Here is a 16,652-nt window from a genome sequence, read left to right as displayed (position 1 = left end):
CTGCCGGTGTCGCGCGGCGGCACGGTGCCGCGACGCGGTCTGCTCCATCGTTCAGCTCACTGAGCTATGATCAGGTGTTATCGGGGAGGCATCACATGCGCAGACTGGCCGCCGGCATCGCGCTGGCATTGGCAACACTGGGAACGGCGTCGGCGGATCCGGCGCTGCTGAAGCGGGCGGAAGCCCGGCAGCCGGCCGCGCTGGCGCTGCTGGAAAAGCTCGTCAACATCGATTCCGGCACCTTCAACGGGGCCGGGCTGGATGCGGTCGGTGCCATCGCCGCGGCCGAACTGGCGGAGCAGGGCTTCCGCATCGAGAAGCTGCCCGCCACGCCGGCGGCCGGCAGCAATATCGTGGCCACGCGTGCCGGCACCGGCAAGGGCCGCGTGCTGCTGATGGCCCACATGGATACCGTGTTCGCCGACGGCACCGCCGCGAAGCGTCCATTCCGCGTCGACGGCAAGCGTGCCTACGGCCCCGGCATCATGGACGACAAGGGCGGCATCGTCATTGCCATCCATGCATCGCGCCTGCTGGCCGGCGGCGATTTCGGCAAGCTCACCATCCTGCTGAACACCAACGAGGAAACCGGCTCCGCCGGCACCCGCACGCTGATCGACCGGCTGGCACGCGAGCATGACGTGGCCTTCAACCTGGAACCGGGCCGCGCGGCCGACGGCCTGGTGGTGGCGCGCAAAGGCAGCGGCGAGATCGAACTGGACGTGACGGGCAAGGCATCGCACGCCGGCGTGGCGCCGAAGCAGGGCGTCAACGCGGCGCTGGAGGCGGCGCACCAGGTCGTGCAGCTGTCGCGCCTGGGCGACGATGCGAAGGACACCACCGTCAGCTGGACCGTCATCCAGGGCGGCGACCGCACCAACGTGATCCCCGACCATGCCCGGGCGCTGGCCGACGTGCGCGCCAGGACACCCGAGGAATTCGACCGCGTCGAGCGCGATTTGCGCCGCCTGTCCGCCAGCCAGCTGGTGCCCGAAGCGAAAGTGTCGGCCGTGCTGAAACGCGACTTCCCGCCGATGCCGGCCAGCCCCGTCACCGACGGGCTGGCGAAGCGGGCCACGGCTATCTACGCCGAGATCGGCCGCAAGCTGACGCTGGAAAGCAGCGGCGGCGCGGCCGATGCCAGCCTGCTGTTCGCGGCCGGCCTGCCCACCATCGACGGGCTGGGCATCGTCGGCGGCGGCATCCATACGGCCGACGAATATGCCGAAGTGGACAGCATCGCGCCGCGCATCTACCTGCTGGCGAGGCTGATCCAGGAATACGGCCGCTCGCCCGCCTTGGTAAAACCGTAAGCAGTCCACTCACAACAGGAGACAACACGATGAAGCAAGCCTCCGCCGGCATCCTGCTGGCCGCCGCCACCACCCTTGCCCATGCCGCGGCACCCGCCACCACCGTCAAGGTCGAGGGCGGCCGCATCGAAGGGCGCATCGAGGACGGCGTACGTGCCTTCAGGGGCATTCCGTTCGCCGCGCCGCCGGTCGGTGCCCTGCGCTGGCAGGCGCCCCAGCCGGTGCGGCCATGGCAGGGCGTGCGCCAGGCGGTGGAATTCGGCAACCGCTGCATGCAGCTGCCGCTGTATTCCGACATGGTGTTCCGCTCGCCCGGCCAGTCCGAGGATTGCCTGTACCTGAACGTATGGGCACCGGCCAACGCCGGCCTGGGCAAGAAAAAAGGACTCCCGGTGCTGGTGTACATCTATGGCGGCGGCCTGGCCACCGGCGACGGCTCCGAACCCCGCTACGAAGGCGCGGCGATGGCGAAGCAGGGCATCGTGGCATTGACGGTCAACTACCGCCTCGGCGCATTCGGCTTCCTGGCCCATCCGGAGCTGACGGCGGAGAGCACGCACAAGGCTTCCGGCAACTACGGCCTGATGGACCAGGCGGCCGCGCTGGCATGGGTGAAGAAGAACATCGCGGCGTTCGGCGGCGACCCGCAACAGGTGACGATCGCCGGCGAATCGGCCGGGTCGTACTCGGTCAGCGCGCAGATGATCATGCCGATGTCGCAAGGGCTGTTCGCGCGGGCCATCGGCGAGAGCGGTTCGGTGCTGGGCCGGCGCGGTGCGCCGCCGCTGGCGGACGCGGAAAAGCAGGGCGCCGCGTTCGCGCAGGCTGCCGGTTTCGCCACGCTCAAGGAGCTGCGCGCGGCGCCGGCCGAAGCGCTGCTGCAGGCCCAGGCCCGGCCTGGCGCGCCGTCGTTCGGCATCGTGACCGACGGCCATGTGATCGACCGTCCGCCGCTGGACAGCTACGCCCAGGGCCGCCAGGCGAAAGTACCGCTGCTGGCCGGCTGGAATTCGCAGGAAATGCATGCCGGCGCGATCCTCGACAACCAGGAACCGACGCCCGAGCGCTTCCAGGCGGCGTTGCAGAGGTTCTATGGCGCCGATCCCGCTGTCCTTGCCGAGGCGGTCCGCGTCTACGACTACGACGTGGCCGATGCCGCGCGCGACCTGGCCAGCGACCGCTGGATCGTCTATGGCACGTGGAAATGGATCGACCTGCACGCGAAGGCGGCGCCGACGTGGCGTTATTACTACAGTCGGCCGCGCCCGGCCACCGTCGACGGCAGGCCGGCCGCGACCGGCGCGACACATTCGGCCGAGATCGAATACGCGATGGGCAACCTGGACGGCAACAAGGTCTATGCGTGGACGGACGAGGACCGCGCCGTGTCGCGCACGATGCAGGGTTACTTTGCCAACTTCATCAAGCATGGCGACCCGAACGGCGCCGGCCTGCCGGCCTGGCCGCTGCTCACGCAGCCGGGCGCCAGCGTGATGCGGATCGACGTGGAGTCCGGCGCCTACGAGCCGCAGGACCGCGCGCGCTTCGAATTCCACGACCGGCAGGCCGCCAGGCAATGACAGGGCGGCGATGACGTCCTGACAAGGCCGGGCGGGCGCGGGCCGTAATGTTGCTTCATGCGCTTTGGCTGATAAGGCTCATCAGCCAAATGTTATAGGCGGGTTGGTCGCGAATGTTAGTCTTACAAACTGATACCACCGCGAGGCCAACATGTCCGAACCGATCCGCTTTTACTTCCGCGGCGCCGTGCACGAAGTGCAAGGCGCCGATACCACGCAAACGGTGCTGCAGCACCTGCGCGAAGACCTGCATTGCACCGGCACCAAGGAAGGCTGTGCCGAGGGCGATTGCGGCGCGTGTACCGTCGTGGTCGGCTCCCTTGTCGATGGCAAGGTCGAGCTGAAAGCCGTCAATTCCTGCATCCAGCTGACGCCCACGCTGGACGGCAAGGCCCTGTTCACCGTCGAGGACCTGCAGCAGCCGAACGGCGACCTGCACCCGGTGCAGCAGGCGCTGGTCGAATGCCACGGTTCGCAATGCGGTTTCTGTACGCCGGGCTTTGCCATGTCGCTGTGGGGCATGTACCTGAAAGTGGAAGGCCGCACGCCCGAGCGGAAAGAGATCGACGACTGCCTGTCCGGCAACCTGTGCCGCTGCACCGGCTACCGCCCGATCATCGACGCGGCGCGCCGCATGACGGAACTGCCGGCCGTGGACTTCGACACCACCGGACTGGCGCAGCAACTGCAGGCGCTGAAGCGCGACAGGCTGTCCACCTATGCCGCCAACGGCCAGACGTTCCATGCGCCGCGCACGCTGGAAGAGCTGGCGCAGTTGCGTGCCGAATACCCGGCCGCCACGCTGCTGGCCGGTTCCACCGACGTGGGCCTGTGGATCACCAAGCAGATGCGCGTGCTGACGGACATCATCTACCTCGGCCACGTCGAAGCGCTGAAGAGCGTGGCCGTGGACGGCCAGATGCTGGAGATCGGCGCCGGCGTCGCGCTGGACGACGCCTACGGCAAGCTGTGCGAATACTATCCGGCCGAGCTGTCCGAGCTGCGCCAGCGCTTCGCCTCGCTGCCGATCCGCAATGCCGGCACGCTGGGCGGCAACGTGGCCAACGGTTCGCCGATCGGCGACTCGATGCCGTGGATGATCGCGCTGGGCAGCGAAGTGGTGCTGCACAGTGCCGCGGGCGACCGCACGCTGCCGATGGATGCGTTCTACCTCGACTACATGAAGAAGGACATGCGGCCGGGCGAATTCGTGCGCGCCGTGCGCGTGCCGCTGCCGCGCGCCAATGTTGCGTTCCGTACCTATAAACTGGCCAAGCGCTTCGACCAGGACATCTCGGCCGTGTGCGCCGCCTTCGCCTTCGAGCTCGATGGCGGCAACGTCGCCAATGCGCGCATCGTCTACGGCGGCATGGCCGGCACGCCGAAGCGCGCCGCACTGGCCGAAGCGGCGCTGAACGGCCGCGCGTGGAGCGAGGATGCGCTGGCCGAGGCGATGGCCGCGCTGGCGCAGGACTACGCACCGCTGACCGACATGCGTGCCTCCAGCACCTACCGGATGCGCACCGCGCAGAACCTGCTGCGCCGCTTCTGGCTTGAAACCCGTATCGATGCGCCGCTGGCGAATGCCGACGTGAACGCCTTTGCCGCCGCCTGAGGAGACATCCATGAACCATCCCGCCATCCCCGAACTGAAGGCCGCCATTCCCGAGCTGGAATCCGCCACCTCGGCCGCGAACTGGTCTGGCGTCGGCCTGTCGCGCAAGCATGAATCGGCCGAGCTGCACGTGCTGGGCCAGGCCACCTACACGGACGACATCCCCGAGCTGCAAGGCACGCTGCACGCGGCGCTGGGCCTGTCGTCGAAGGCTCACGCCAACATCGTCGCGATGGACCTGGAGCCGGTGAAGAATTCGCCGGGCGTGGTCGCCGTGCTGACCGCCGCGGACATTCCCGGCGTGAACGACTGCGGCCCGATCATCCACGACGATCCGATCCTGTCGCCCGGCCTGGTGCAGTACGTCGGCCAGCCGATCTTCATCGTTGTCGCCGACACGCACACCAATGCCCGCCGCGCCGCCCGCAAGGCCGCGATCACCTACGACGAGCTGCCGGCCATCTTCACGCCGCAGCAAGCGAAAGCCGCCGGCTCGTATGTGCTGCCGCCGATGAAGCTGGAGAAGGGCGATCCGCAAGCCGCGTTCGAGCGCGCGCCGCGCAAGGTCAAGGGCGAGCTGTTCGTCGGCGGCCAGGAGCAGTTCTACCTGGAAGGCCAGATCTCGTACGCGATCCCGAAGGAAAACCGCGGCATGTTCGTGCAGTGCTCCACCCAGCACCCGAGCGAGATGCTGCACGTGGTGGCGCATGCGCTGGGCCTGCATTCGCACAACGTGCAGGTCGAGTGCCGCCGCATGGGCGGCGGCTTCGGCGGCAAGGAATCGCAGTCCGCGCTGTGGGCGGCCGCCGCCTCCATCGCCGCGTACAAGCTGAAGGTGCCGGTGAAGCTGCGCGCCGACCGCGACGACGACATGATCGTCACCGGCAAGCGCCACTGCTTCTGGTACGAATACGAAGTGGGCTACGACGACGCGGGCCGCATCCTGGCCGCGAAAGTGGACATGACGTCGCGCGCCGGCTACTCGGCCGACCTGTCCGGCCCCGTGGCGACCCGCGCCATCTGCCACTTCGACAATTGCTACTACCTGTCCGACGCCGACATCCGCGCCGGCGCCGGCAAGACCAACACGCAGTCGAACACCGCGTTCCGCGGCTTCGGCGGCCCGCAGGGCGCGATCGCGATCGAGTACATCATCGACGAGATCGCCCGCGAGCTGGGCAAGGATGCGCTGGACGTGCGCCGCCTGAATTTCTACGGCATCGACGAGCGCAACGTCACGCCGTACGGCCAGGTGGTCGAAGGCAACGTGCTGCCGGAACTGACCGCGCGGCTGGAAGCGACCAGCGAGTACCGCGCCCGCCGCGAGGCGATCGAGAAATTCAACGCCACCAGCCCGGTGCTGAAGAAAGGCCTCGCCTTCACGCCGCTGAAATTCGGCATCGCGTTCAACGTCACGCACCTGAACCAGGCCGGCGCGCTGGTGCACGTGTATGTCGACGGCTCGGTGCTCGTCAACCACGGCGGCACCGAGATGGGGCAGGGCGTCAACACCAAGGTGATGCAGGTGGTTGCCCACGAACTGGGGCTGGACCTGTGCCACGTGCGCATCACGGCCACCGATACCAGCAAGGTCGCCAACACGTCGGCCACCGCGGCATCGACGGGCGCCGACCTGAACGGCAAGGCAGCCCAGGATGCGGCACGGCAGATCAAGGAACGCCTGGCGAAATTCGCCGTGGAGCAGCATGGCGGCGACGTCGCCTCGGTACGCTTCGCGGACGATCACGTGCATGTCAACGGCCAGGCGATCCGCTTCCACGTGCTGGTGGGGCAGGCCTACCTGAAGCGCGTGCAGCTGTGGTCCGACGGCTTCTATGCCACGCCGCACCTGTCGTGGGACCCGAAGACGATGAGCGGTCACCCGTTCTCGTACTATGCCTACGGCGCGGCGGTCTCCGAAGTCGTCGTCGACACGCTGACCGGCGAATGGCGCCTGCTGCGCGCCGATGCGCTGTACGACGCCGGCAGCTCGCTCAATCCCGCCATCGACATCGGCCAGGTCGAAGGCGCGTTCATCCAGGGCATGGGCTGGCTGACCACCGAGCAGCTGTGGTGGAACGCCTCCGGCAAGCTGATGACGCACGCGCCATCCACGTACAAGATCCCGGGCATCTCCGACTGCCCGGAGGACTTCCGCGTGAACCTGTTCGACCAGCCGAACGTGGCCGACAGCATCCACCGCTCGAAAGCCGTCGGCGAACCGCCGCTGCTGCTGCCGTTCTCGGTGTTCTTCGCCATCCGCGACGCCATCTCCGCGGTGGGCAACCACCAGGTGAACCCGCCGCTGAACGCCCCCGCCACCAGCGAGGAAATCCTGCGCGCGATCGACGCCGTCACCGCGAAAGTTGCCCAATAACCGGTGACAGACACCCATATTTTTGAAACATTTCAGAATAACCGGTGTCTGTCACCGGTTTTAGAGAAACTAATAACCGGTGTCTGTCACCGGTTTTAGAGAAACTGGTTGAATCATGAACGAATGGCTGACGACAACCGCCCGGCCGGCGGTGCTGGTGACGGTGGCGCGGGTCGAGGGATCGGCGCCGCGCGAGCCGGGCGCGAAGTTCCTCGTGACGGAAAGCACGCTGCATGACACCATCGGCGGCGGCCACCTGGAACTGCGCGCGGTGGAAATCGCCCGCGAGATGCTGGCGAAGGGCGCCACCGGGGTACGCCATGAGCGCTTCGGGCTCGGCCCCAGCCTGGGTCAGTGCTGCGGCGGCGTCGTCTGGCTGCTGTTCGAACCGGTGACGGACTCCGTCGCCGAAATGCTCACTGTATTGCGTGGCAATCGGCATGACGACTACTGGCGCGTCGCGTCGATCGCCGGCCGGCCACGCAACGCGGTGTTCGATGCGGAAGGCACGCTGGTCGCCGGAGACGCGGACGTTCCGCACCACTTCCCGCGCACCTCCAGCGCGATCGTGCTGCCGGACGGCTGGCTGGTCGACCCGGTCGCCGCGCCGGCCGCGCACCTGGTGCTGTTCGGCGCCGGCCACGTCGGCGCCGCCATCGTGCGGGCGCTGGCCGAATTGCCGTGCACGATCACCTGGGTGGACGAGCGCGACGACATGTTCCCCGCGCAGGTACCGGCCAATGTGATCGTCGAAGCCACCGATACGCCGGAAGCCGTGGTAGCATCGGCCCCGCCCGGCGCCAGCTACCTGGTGCTGACCCACAGCCACGCGCTGGACGAGCGCCTGTCCGCGGCCATCCTGGCGCGCGACAACGTGGGCTGGTTCGGCCTGATCGGCTCGAAAACGAAGCGCGTGCTGTTCGAGCGCCGGCTGGCCGCGCGCGGACTGCCGGCCGACCGCATCGATGCGATGGTCTGCCCGATCGGCCTGCCCGGCATTACCGACAAGGCACCCGCCGTCATCGCCGCCTCCGTGGCGGCGCAATTACTGATCACCTGGGAAGCGCAGGCGCACGGCGCCGCCGCGATGCCGCGCCAGCCCGCCCTGCAAGAGAACTGACATGCAAACCACCCCGAACGTGCAGGCTTACCGCGCCGGCCTCCTGACCTTCCATGCCGACCCGGCCTTCAGCGAGCGCGCCCATTCCTGGTACGAGGATGGCCTGCTGATCGTTGCCGACGGCAAGATCCAGGCCGCCGGCGACTGGGCCAACCTGCACGCCACGCTGCCGCCGGATACCCCGGTGACGGATTACCGCGGCAAGATCATCACGGCCGGCTTCATCGACGCCCACATCCACTACCCGCAGACGGACATGATCGCGTCGCCGGCGCCGGGCCTGCTGCCGTGGCTGGAGCAGTACACCTTCCCGACCGAGCGCGCGTTCGCCGACCCGGCCCATGCGGCGGGCGTCGCCGAGTTCTTCCTGGATGAGCTGATGCGCGTCGGTACCACCACGGCGCTGGTGTATTGCACCGTGCACCCGCAATCGGTGGACGCGTTCTTCACCGCCAGCGAAGCGCGCGGCCTGCGCATGATCGCCGGCAAGGTGATGATGGACCGCCACTGCCCGGACTTCCTGTGCGACACGGCCGAACGGGGTGCCCTCGAATCGGAAGAGCTGATCGGGCGCTGGCACAACCGCGGCCGCTCGCAATACGCGATCACGCCGCGTTTCGCGCCCACCTCCACCGAGGCGCAGATGGAGCTGGCCGGCGCGCTGGCCCGCAAGTACCCGGACACCTACCTGCAGACCCACGTCTCCGAAAACGAGGAAGAGTGCCGCTGGGTCAAGCAGCTGTATCCGCAGGCGCGCAGCTACCTCGACGTGTACGACCGCTACGGCATGCTGCGCCCGCGCGCCGTGTTCGGCCACTGCATCTGGCTCGATGGCCAGGACCGCGCGCGGCTGGCCGAGACGAAATCGGCCGCCGCCGTGTGCCCCACGTCGAACCTGTTCCTGGGCAGCGGCCTGTTCGATTTCGAGGAAGCCGACAAGGCCGGCATGCTGATGGCGCTGGCCACGGACGTAGGCGGCGGCACGTCGTTCTCGATGTTGCAAACGATGAATGAAGCCTATAAAGTAGCGCGCTTGAAAGGCAGCTACCTGCCCGCGCTGCGCATGTTCTACCTGTCCACGCTGGGCGCCGCGCGCAGCCTGCACCTGGACGGCACGATCGGCAGCCTGGCCGCCGGCAACGAGGCCGACTTCATCGTGCTCGATCCGCAGGCCACGCCACTGCTGGCACGCCGCACGGCCCGCACGGAAAGCCTCGAGGAGATGCTGTTCGCGCTGGCCCTGCTGGGTGACGACCGCGTGATCGCAGCCACGTACTCGGCCGGCAAGCGGGTGCACGCGCGGGAGGGCTGACTTTCTCACCTTTTAGAAAGAGAGAGTCCCCATGTCAGGAACAGTCACCGCTCCACGCATCATCGCCGCCGCGCTTGCCGCGGCCTTCGCCTTTGGCGCGCAGGCAAAAGGGGGCAACGAAGACATCGTCAAGCGTCACTTCGCCACGCTGGTCGCCAGCCCGGCAAAAACCGCGGAACTGACGATGTTCATGACGATGATGCCGAAGGGCGGCGACCTGCACCACCATTACTCCGGCGCGATCTATGCCGAGCAGTACCTGGAATGGGTGGACCGGCAGGGCTACTGCGTCAGCAAGACCAACTTCCGGATCACCAGCGACAAGGCGGCCATCGAAGCGGAGCGCGCCAAGCCCAACGGCCTGCGCACCTGCGTGTCCGGCGCCGACCTGGTGGCCGACAACGATACCTACCGCAAGCTGCTGCAGAAATGGTCGACGCTGGACTTCCACAACCATTCGGCCGACCAGGCGCCGCCCGACCAGACGTTCTTCGACACGTTCGGCTACTTCGGCCCGGTGGCATCGACCAATACCAATGAAGGCCTGCGCACGCTGAAGACCCGCGCGATCGCCGAGAACCTGTCGTACATCGAAACCATCTTCGAGCTGGCACCGATGACGCCCGATGCGGCCTTCGACCAGCTGGTCGCGTCGCCATCGTTCCAGCCGGCACAGCTGGATGCTGCGCTGGCGAAGTTCACCGCGCAGCTGGAAGCGAATCCCGCCTTCGCGCGCGGCATCGCCGACTATGTCGCCAACGTGGAGAAGAGCGCCGCCGGCATCGACGACGAGCGCTTCACGATGCGCTACCAGCCGTACGTGCTGCGTTTCCTGTCGCCGTCGGCCGTGTATTCGCAGATGCTGGCCAGCTTCAAGCTGGCGCAGGCGAATCCGCTGATCGTCGGCGTCAACATCGTCGGCCAGGAAAGCCTGCACGTATCGATGCGCGACTACAGCCTGCACATGCAGATGTTCCGCTTCCTGAAGGTGAAGTACCCGGAGGTGAAAACGGCGCTGCATGCCGGCGAACTGCGCCTCGGCATCGTGCCGCCGGAAGGGCTGACCTTCCACATCGCCGAGGCGGTGAACGTCGCCGGCGCGAACCGCATCGGCCATGGCCTGGACATCGCCCACGAGCAGGATGCGCTGGCCGTGATGAAGACGATGCGCGAGCGCCGCGTCCCCGTCGAAGTGAACCTGACCAGCAATGAGTTCATCCTGGGCGTCAAGCACGGCGAGCACCCGGTCGAACTGTATCGCCGCTACGGCGTGCCGTTCGTGCTGTCCACCGACGATGCCGGCGTCACGCGCCACAGCCTGTCGAACGAATACGTGCTGTTCGCCACCCGCTACGAGACCGATTACGCGGAAGTCAAGAAGCTGTCGTACGACAGCATCCGCTATGCGTTCCTGGCCGAGACGGACCGCAAGCGGTTGCTGAAGCAGCTGGATGAGCGGTTTGCCAGGTTCGAAGCGCAGATTGCCGGTGCGGTGCCCGGCAAGCCCTGAGGCCGGAAATTCACGGTGCCGGGTACCCGGCGTGGAAGGTCCAGGTGATAGCGCGAGCATTTCATTCGCGCTATTTGCTTCTTAAACCAGATATCCCGGCTGCAACGGCCGGGATCTTGCAGGATTTAAATTCTTTCCTGCTAATTGTGTGGTCATTGCGCTACATTTTTGTAGCGAGCGCGCACCATTTTTATTATTTCCAAATGAAATAATTTCACGCAATCGTACCGCCTCTATAATCCCGCCGTCAGCCGACCCCAGCAAACACCGTCATTCATGCGGCCAAAATGCCGATTTATTTCCGGCGCATATAAATGCGCTTGTTAAATCGAATTTGTCACAGTTTTTGCTGTCATGCATAGTTGATTGGAAGCTATGTCATGTTAGCCGAACCGGGTCATGCAGTTGTCATGAAACCGTCATAAAGCTGTCACGACCGTGACATTGTATACAGCTAGAGTCTCGGGTCGGCTAAGCAGTTGGCAACATCAGGTAAAGCGTGGCAGGGAGTGTGGATCTATCCGATCCGTATTGAACTGCCATTAAATTCGTCCATTTTGGGGTTAAACAATGATGAATCACAAACGGCTCCGGCTTACGCAGATCGCGCTGAGCCTGTCCATCGCACTGGCAGCGGTACCTGCCATCGCTCAGAATACGACCTCCGCCATCGGCGGTCGCATCTCGGGCGCCGACGGCAACCCTGCCGCCGGTGCGCAGGTCAGCATCCTGCACGTTGAGTCCGGTTCCGTCAGCAGCGTCACCACCGATGCGCAGGGCCGCTACGTTGCCCGCGGCCTGCGCGTGGGTGGTCCGTACACGATCACGATCACGCAGAACGGCGTGACCGAAAAGCGCGAAGGCGTGTTCATCGCCCTGGCCGAAACGGCTGCCGTCGATGCGCAGCTGGGCCAGGCAATGCAGACCGTGACCGTTACCGGCACCAACGTCCGCAACGACCGCTTCTCGAAGACGGCGATGGGCACCGGCACCAATATCGGCCCGACGGAACTGGCGATCCAGGCGTCGATCCAGCGCAACCTGCAGGACTACGCACGCACCGACCCCCGCGTGTCGCAGACCGACAAGGAGCGCGGCGAAATCTCCGTGGCCGGCCAGAACAGCCGCTACAACTCGCTGACCATCGACGGCGTGGCCGTGTCCGATACGTTCGGCCTGGAAGCTTCCGGCTCCCCGACCGCGAAGCAGCCGATCTCGATCGAAGCGATCCAGTCGGTGCAGGTCAACGTCGCCAACTACGACGTGACGCAGAAGGGCTACACGGGCGGCAACATCAACGCCGTGACCAAGTCCGGCACCAACGACGTGCGGGGCAGCGTTTACTACGTCTTCCGTAACGACAAGATGGCGGGCGAGCGCTTCAACTCCACCGACGGCACTTACTACGATCCGGCCAAGTTCAAGGAAACCACCAAGGGTGCAACCGTTGGCGGCCCGCTGATCAAGGACAAGCTGTTCATCTTCGCCAACTACGAAAAGCTGGAATCGACCCGCGCCGCGCCGTCCTTCGGCCCGATCGGCAGCGCGATGACCAACGTGGGCGTGACGCAGGGCGCCATCGACCAGGCGCAACAGATTGCCCAGAGCACCTATGGCCTGGACATCGGCACCTCGGTTCCTGGCGGCACCATGCTGTCCGTGACCGACAAGCTGCTGAAAGTGGACTGGAACATCAGCGACGACCACCGCGCCATGTTCCGCTGGTCCAAGACCGAGCAGAGCGAGCCGTTCTTCGCCGGCCTGAGCTCCACCGGCATCTCGCTGAACTCGCAGTGGTACCAGCAGAACAAGGTCATCGAGACCAAGGTCGCCCAGCTGACCTCGGACTGGACGCCGACGTTCTCCACCGAAATCAAGCTGTCGACCCGCGACTACGACAGCGTGCCGACCGTGAACGCGCAAATGCCGACCGTGGGCCTGCGCTTCTCCGGTCCGCTGGCCGCCGGCGCGCCGGCCGGTCTTACCACCGGCAACCGCTTCATCAACTTCGGTACCGACAACAGCCGCCAGCGCAACGTGCTGGGCACCAAGACGGACGACGTCTACGTGGGCGGCAACCTGCAGCTGGGCGACCATGAAGTGAAGTTCGGCGCCGACTACCAGAAGAACGAGATCTACAACGCGTTCCTGCAGAATGTGTACGGCAACTACACGTTCGCCTGCCAGACCGGCCTTGGCTACGAATTCCTGGGCGGCGCCACGCTGACCACCCAGGTCGGCTGCAACGACGCAACCCTGGTCCAGCAAGCCGTGCTGGAAAACTTCCGCCGCGGCCGCCCGCTGTCCTACCAGTACCAGGTCGCCAACGCTGGCTACTCGCTGGAAGACGCCGTGGCCCGCTTCACGATGAAGAACACGGGCGTGTTCCTGCAGGATACCTGGACCGTGAGCCCGCGCCTGACCGTGATGGCCGGCGTGCGCCTGGACAAGATCGACGTGCCAGAGCGTCCGCTGTCGAATGCCACCCTGGCCGCCGCGCCAGGTCCGGTGGTCAACGGCCGTGTCACCGGCGGTTTCGGCATCAACAACGCCAACACGCTGGACGGCCAGAAGCTGTGGCAGCCGCGCGTCGGCTTCAACTACAACTTCGACACGGTCCGCCGCACGCAGATCCGCGGTGGCGCCGGCCTGTTCCAGGGCGCCGCGATGAGCGTGTGGCTGGGTAACCCGTTCCAGAACGCCGGCGTGGCCACGTCGACGGTCGGCTGCGGCATCAGCGGCTTCGAGAACTGCCCGACCGGCGGCGGTACGTTCAGTACGGACATCAACAACCAGCCGCGTTTCCCGGGCACGCCGTCGGCCGCCTCGGTGGACGTTCTGGCGGCCGGCCTGCGCCAGCCTGCAGTGTGGAAGATGAACCTGGCCGTCGACCACGAACTGCCGTGGTACGGTATCACCGTGGGCGCGGAGTTCCTGAAGACGAACGCGCGCGACGCGATCTACTACCGCAACCTGAACATCGGCGCGCCGACCCGGACCGGTACCGACGGCCGCGAGCTGTATTACACGGACGCCGGCTACAACGGGCAGTGCTGGGATGCCAGCGGCAACAGCATCACGACCGGTACGACCTGCTCGAGCCTGCGCAGCCGTTCCCTGTCGAACCGCGGCTTCAACAACGTGCTGGTCGCCACCAACACGAAGAAGGGCGGCAGCAACGTCGCCACGCTGCAGCTGAGCCGTCCGATGAACGCCGGCTGGGCATGGAATGCGGCCTACACGTACACGGAGTCGAAGGAAGTGTCGCCGCTGACCTCGTCCACGTCGAACTCGAACTGGTCGGGCCGTTCCGTGTTCAACCCGAACGAGGAAGTGGAAGCCAATTCCAGCTACCTGGTGAAGGACCGTATCAGCGCATCGCTCAGTTTCCAGAAGCGCTTCTTCGGTACCTACCGCACCACCTTCGGCACGTTCTATGAAGGCCGTTCGGGCAAGCCGTACAGCTGGACGTTCAACAACGACGCCAACGGCGACGGCCTGGCCGGCAACGACCTGCTGTACGTCCCGACCGCGTTCGGCTCCGGCGAGGTGGTGTTCCGTGGCGACACGGCCACCAGCCACGCCAACGAGGAACGCTTCTGGGCGATCGTCGACCAGTACCGCGGCCTGCGCAATTCGGCTGGCGGCGTCGTGAAGCGCAACAACAGCTTCTCGAACTGGACCAACAACGTCGACGTGCGCGTGTCGCAGGAAATCCCGGGCCTGTGGCAAGGCCACAAGGGCGTGTTCACGCTGGACATCCTGAACTTCGGCAACCTGCTGAACAAGAAGTGGGGCCGCATCAACGAAGTGGCCTTCCAGGCCAACGGCGCGCAAGCCCGTTCCTTCGTCGACGTGGTCGGCATGGAGAACGGCAAGTACATCTACGCGATGCGCGACAAGGTGGAAGACCTGACCGTGCGCCAGGAAAAGGGCGAATCGCAGTGGGCACTGCAGGCCACCGTGAAGTACGAATTCTAAGATTCGTGCAGCTCTAGCCTGACAGGAAGGCCGGCATCCGCCGGCCTTTTTTCCATCTGTAACACAAGGTATCGACGTGCCGGCCGCGCTGTTTTTGCCCGGCAGTCGTCGGTACAATACACGGTCGCGTCCCACACCTTTTCCATGAAACCTACACTGCACACTCTCGCCCTGGCGGCGGCGCTGACCGCGCTCGCCGGGTGCGCAACGCCGCCGTCCCACCCCTCGGCGACCGAGATCAACCTGGTGGCCCTCAACGACCTCCATGGCAACCTGGAAGCCACCAAATTCACCTACACCGGCGCCGCCGACAAGGCGCCGCGCACCGTGATGGCCGGCGGCATCGACACCATCGCCGGCGCGCTGCAGCAATGGCGGCGCGAAGACGGCGAACTGCTGCTGGTCGGCGCCGGCGACATGATCGGCGCCAGCCCGGCGCTGTCGGCGATGTGGGCCGACGAGCCGACCATCGCCGCACTGGACATGCTGGGCCTCGCGGTGACCTCGGCCGGCAACCATGAATTCGACGGCGGCCGCAAGGAACTGCTGCGCCAGCAGCACGGCGGCTGCGATTCGCCGCGGCCGGACAAGGCCTGCCGGTTCGACGCGCAATACGGCGGCGCGAAGTTCGGCTACCTGGCGGCCAATGTCGTCGAGGCGGACAGCGGCAAGACGATCCTGCCGGCCTACCGCATCCTCGAAGCCAAGGGCGTGAAGATCGCCTTCATCGGCGCCGTGCTGAAGGAAACCGCCGACGTGGTGGTGGCCTCCGGCATCGCCGGCCTGCGCTTCGTCGACGAAGCCGATGCCGTCAACCGGCTGCTGCCGGAACTGCGCGCGCAGGGAGTCGGCGCCTTCGTGGTGCTGATGCACCAGGGCGGCCGTACCGAAGCGCCGTTCGACAAGCAGTATTGCGACAACCTGGAAGGCGAGATCCTGCCCGTGGTAAAGCGGCTCGATCCGGCGATCAGGCTGGTGATCAGCGGCCATTCGCACAAGGGCTACCTGTGCAACGTCGACGGCAGGATCGTCACGCAGGCGCAGATGGGCGGGCACATGCTGTCGCGCATCAAGCTGATGGTCGACAAGGCCACCGGCAGGATCGTCGATGTCGATGCGCGCAACGTCGTCATCGAGCAGGGTGCGTATCCGTCCGAGCCGAAGGTGGCCGCCTACCTTGCCGGCGTGCGCGAGCGCAGCAATCGCGAGCTGGCCAAGCCAGTGGCGCGCATCGCCGTGCCGGCCGTCACGCGCGGCGGCGACGATGACGACGAATCCGCGCTGGGCAACCTGGTCGCCGATGCCACGCTGCTGGCGGGCCGGCCGTTCGGTGCGCAGATCGCATTCATGAACCGCGGCGGCATCCGCCGTGCCCTGGAAGCGGGCGAGGGCAATGTCGTCTCGAAAGGCCAGGCGCTGGCCACGCTGCCGTTCGGGAACACGCTGGTGGTGATGGACATGACCGGTGCGCAGATCCGCACGCTGCTGGAACAGCAGTGGGTGGCCGACAAGGTGCACGTGCGCGGCCTGTTGCAGGTGTCCCAGGGTTTCACCTATCGATACGATGCGGCCCGGCCGGAAGGCGCGCGCGTGCTGGATGTCACCCTGAACGGCGTTCCGCTGGACGACAGCGCGACGTACCGCGTGGCCACCAATAACTTCCTCGCCGGCGGCAACGATGCATTCCCGATGTTCGCCAACGGCACCAACCGTGCCGAAACAGGCATCCGCGACATCGATTCGCTGAACGAATACCTGGTGCGCCGCGAAGCCGAGGGCAAGCCGGCGGGCCTGGCGCCCGAACAGCCGCGCATCCAGCGCACCCAGGCCCCATGACAAGGAAC

9 protein-coding genes are annotated in these 16,652 nt (G+C 66.1%); all 9 read left to right on the top strand.

What is annotated here, in order from left to right:
* The first annotated feature begins 95 nt into the window (after window positions 1-95).
* The 9 genes from FHS02_RS22350 (at window position 96) to FHS02_RS22310 (ending at window position 16,644) form a co-directional block, all read left to right on the top strand.
* Window positions 96-1,313, top strand: a complete 1,218-nt coding sequence (locus tag FHS02_RS22350) for a glutamate carboxypeptidase (protein ID WP_137316252.1) — start codon at window positions 96-98, stop codon at window positions 1,311-1,313.
* A 29-nt stretch (window positions 1,314-1,342) separates the two neighbouring features.
* A complete protein-coding gene (locus tag FHS02_RS22345) occupies window positions 1,343-2,893 on the top strand; it encodes a carboxylesterase/lipase family protein (protein ID WP_137316253.1) in 1,551 nt (516 codons plus the stop codon).
* A 151-nt stretch (window positions 2,894-3,044) separates the two neighbouring features.
* On the top strand, window positions 3,045-4,508 hold the full coding sequence (xdhA, locus tag FHS02_RS22340) for a xanthine dehydrogenase small subunit (RefSeq protein WP_137316254.1): 1,464 nt from the start codon (window positions 3,045-3,047) through the stop codon (window positions 4,506-4,508).
* A gap of 10 nt (window positions 4,509-4,518) precedes the next feature.
* Window positions 4,519-6,885 (top strand): xanthine dehydrogenase molybdopterin binding subunit, encoded by a 2,367-nt coding sequence (gene xdhB / locus FHS02_RS22335; protein WP_137316255.1) that lies wholly within the window; start codon window positions 4,519-4,521, stop codon window positions 6,883-6,885.
* A 115-nt stretch (window positions 6,886-7,000) separates the two neighbouring features.
* A complete protein-coding gene (gene xdhC / locus FHS02_RS22330) occupies window positions 7,001-8,005 on the top strand; it encodes a xanthine dehydrogenase accessory protein XdhC (protein WP_137316256.1) in 1,005 nt (334 codons plus the stop codon).
* Between the two features lies 1 nt (window position 8,006).
* Window positions 8,007-9,317 carry a guanine deaminase gene (gene guaD, locus FHS02_RS22325; protein WP_137316257.1) on the top strand — a complete coding sequence of 437 codons (1,311 nt, stop codon included), beginning with the start codon at window positions 8,007-8,009 and terminating at the stop codon, window positions 9,315-9,317.
* Between the two features lie 31 nt (window positions 9,318-9,348).
* Window positions 9,349-10,827, top strand: a complete 1,479-nt coding sequence (locus FHS02_RS22320; RefSeq protein WP_137316258.1) for an adenosine deaminase family protein — start codon at window positions 9,349-9,351, stop codon at window positions 10,825-10,827.
* Window positions 10,828-11,397: 570 nt separating this feature from the next.
* Window positions 11,398-14,808, top strand: a complete 3,411-nt coding sequence (locus FHS02_RS22315) for a TonB-dependent receptor (protein WP_137316259.1) — start codon at window positions 11,398-11,400, stop codon at window positions 14,806-14,808.
* A gap of 144 nt (window positions 14,809-14,952) precedes the next feature.
* On the top strand, window positions 14,953-16,644 hold the full coding sequence (locus FHS02_RS22310; protein WP_137316260.1) for a bifunctional metallophosphatase/5'-nucleotidase: 1,692 nt from the start codon (window positions 14,953-14,955) through the stop codon (window positions 16,642-16,644).
* The last annotated feature ends 8 nt before the right edge of the window (window positions 16,645-16,652 follow it).

This window comes from Pseudoduganella umbonata (assembly GCF_014192225.1).
Lineage (GTDB): Bacteria > Pseudomonadota > Gammaproteobacteria > Burkholderiales > Burkholderiaceae_D > Rugamonas > Rugamonas umbonata.
The sequence above is the reverse complement of the archived record's forward strand: the minus strand, read 5'-3'. Positions and strand labels throughout refer to the sequence as shown.

Excerpts from the sequence above, each read along its gene's own strand:
- FHS02_RS22350 (WP_137316252.1), top strand. The coding sequence starts at position 96 with ATGCGCAGACTGGCCGCCGGCATCGCGCTGGCATTGGCAACACTGGGA.
- FHS02_RS22345 (WP_137316253.1), top strand. The coding sequence starts at position 1,343 with ATGAAGCAAGCCTCCGCCGGCATCCTGCTGGCCGCCGCCACCACCCTT.
- xdhA (WP_137316254.1), top strand. The coding sequence starts at position 3,045 with ATGTCCGAACCGATCCGCTTTTACTTCCGCGGCGCCGTGCACGAAGTG.
- xdhB (WP_137316255.1), top strand. The coding sequence starts at position 4,519 with ATGAACCATCCCGCCATCCCCGAACTGAAGGCCGCCATTCCCGAGCTG.
- xdhC (WP_137316256.1), top strand. The coding sequence starts at position 7,001 with ATGAACGAATGGCTGACGACAACCGCCCGGCCGGCGGTGCTGGTGACG.
- guaD (WP_137316257.1), top strand. The coding sequence starts at position 8,007 with ATGCAAACCACCCCGAACGTGCAGGCTTACCGCGCCGGCCTCCTGACC.
- FHS02_RS22320 (WP_137316258.1), top strand. The coding sequence starts at position 9,349 with ATGTCAGGAACAGTCACCGCTCCACGCATCATCGCCGCCGCGCTTGCC.
- FHS02_RS22315 (WP_137316259.1), top strand. The coding sequence starts at position 11,398 with ATGATGAATCACAAACGGCTCCGGCTTACGCAGATCGCGCTGAGCCTG.
- FHS02_RS22310 (WP_137316260.1), top strand. The coding sequence starts at position 14,953 with ATGAAACCTACACTGCACACTCTCGCCCTGGCGGCGGCGCTGACCGCG.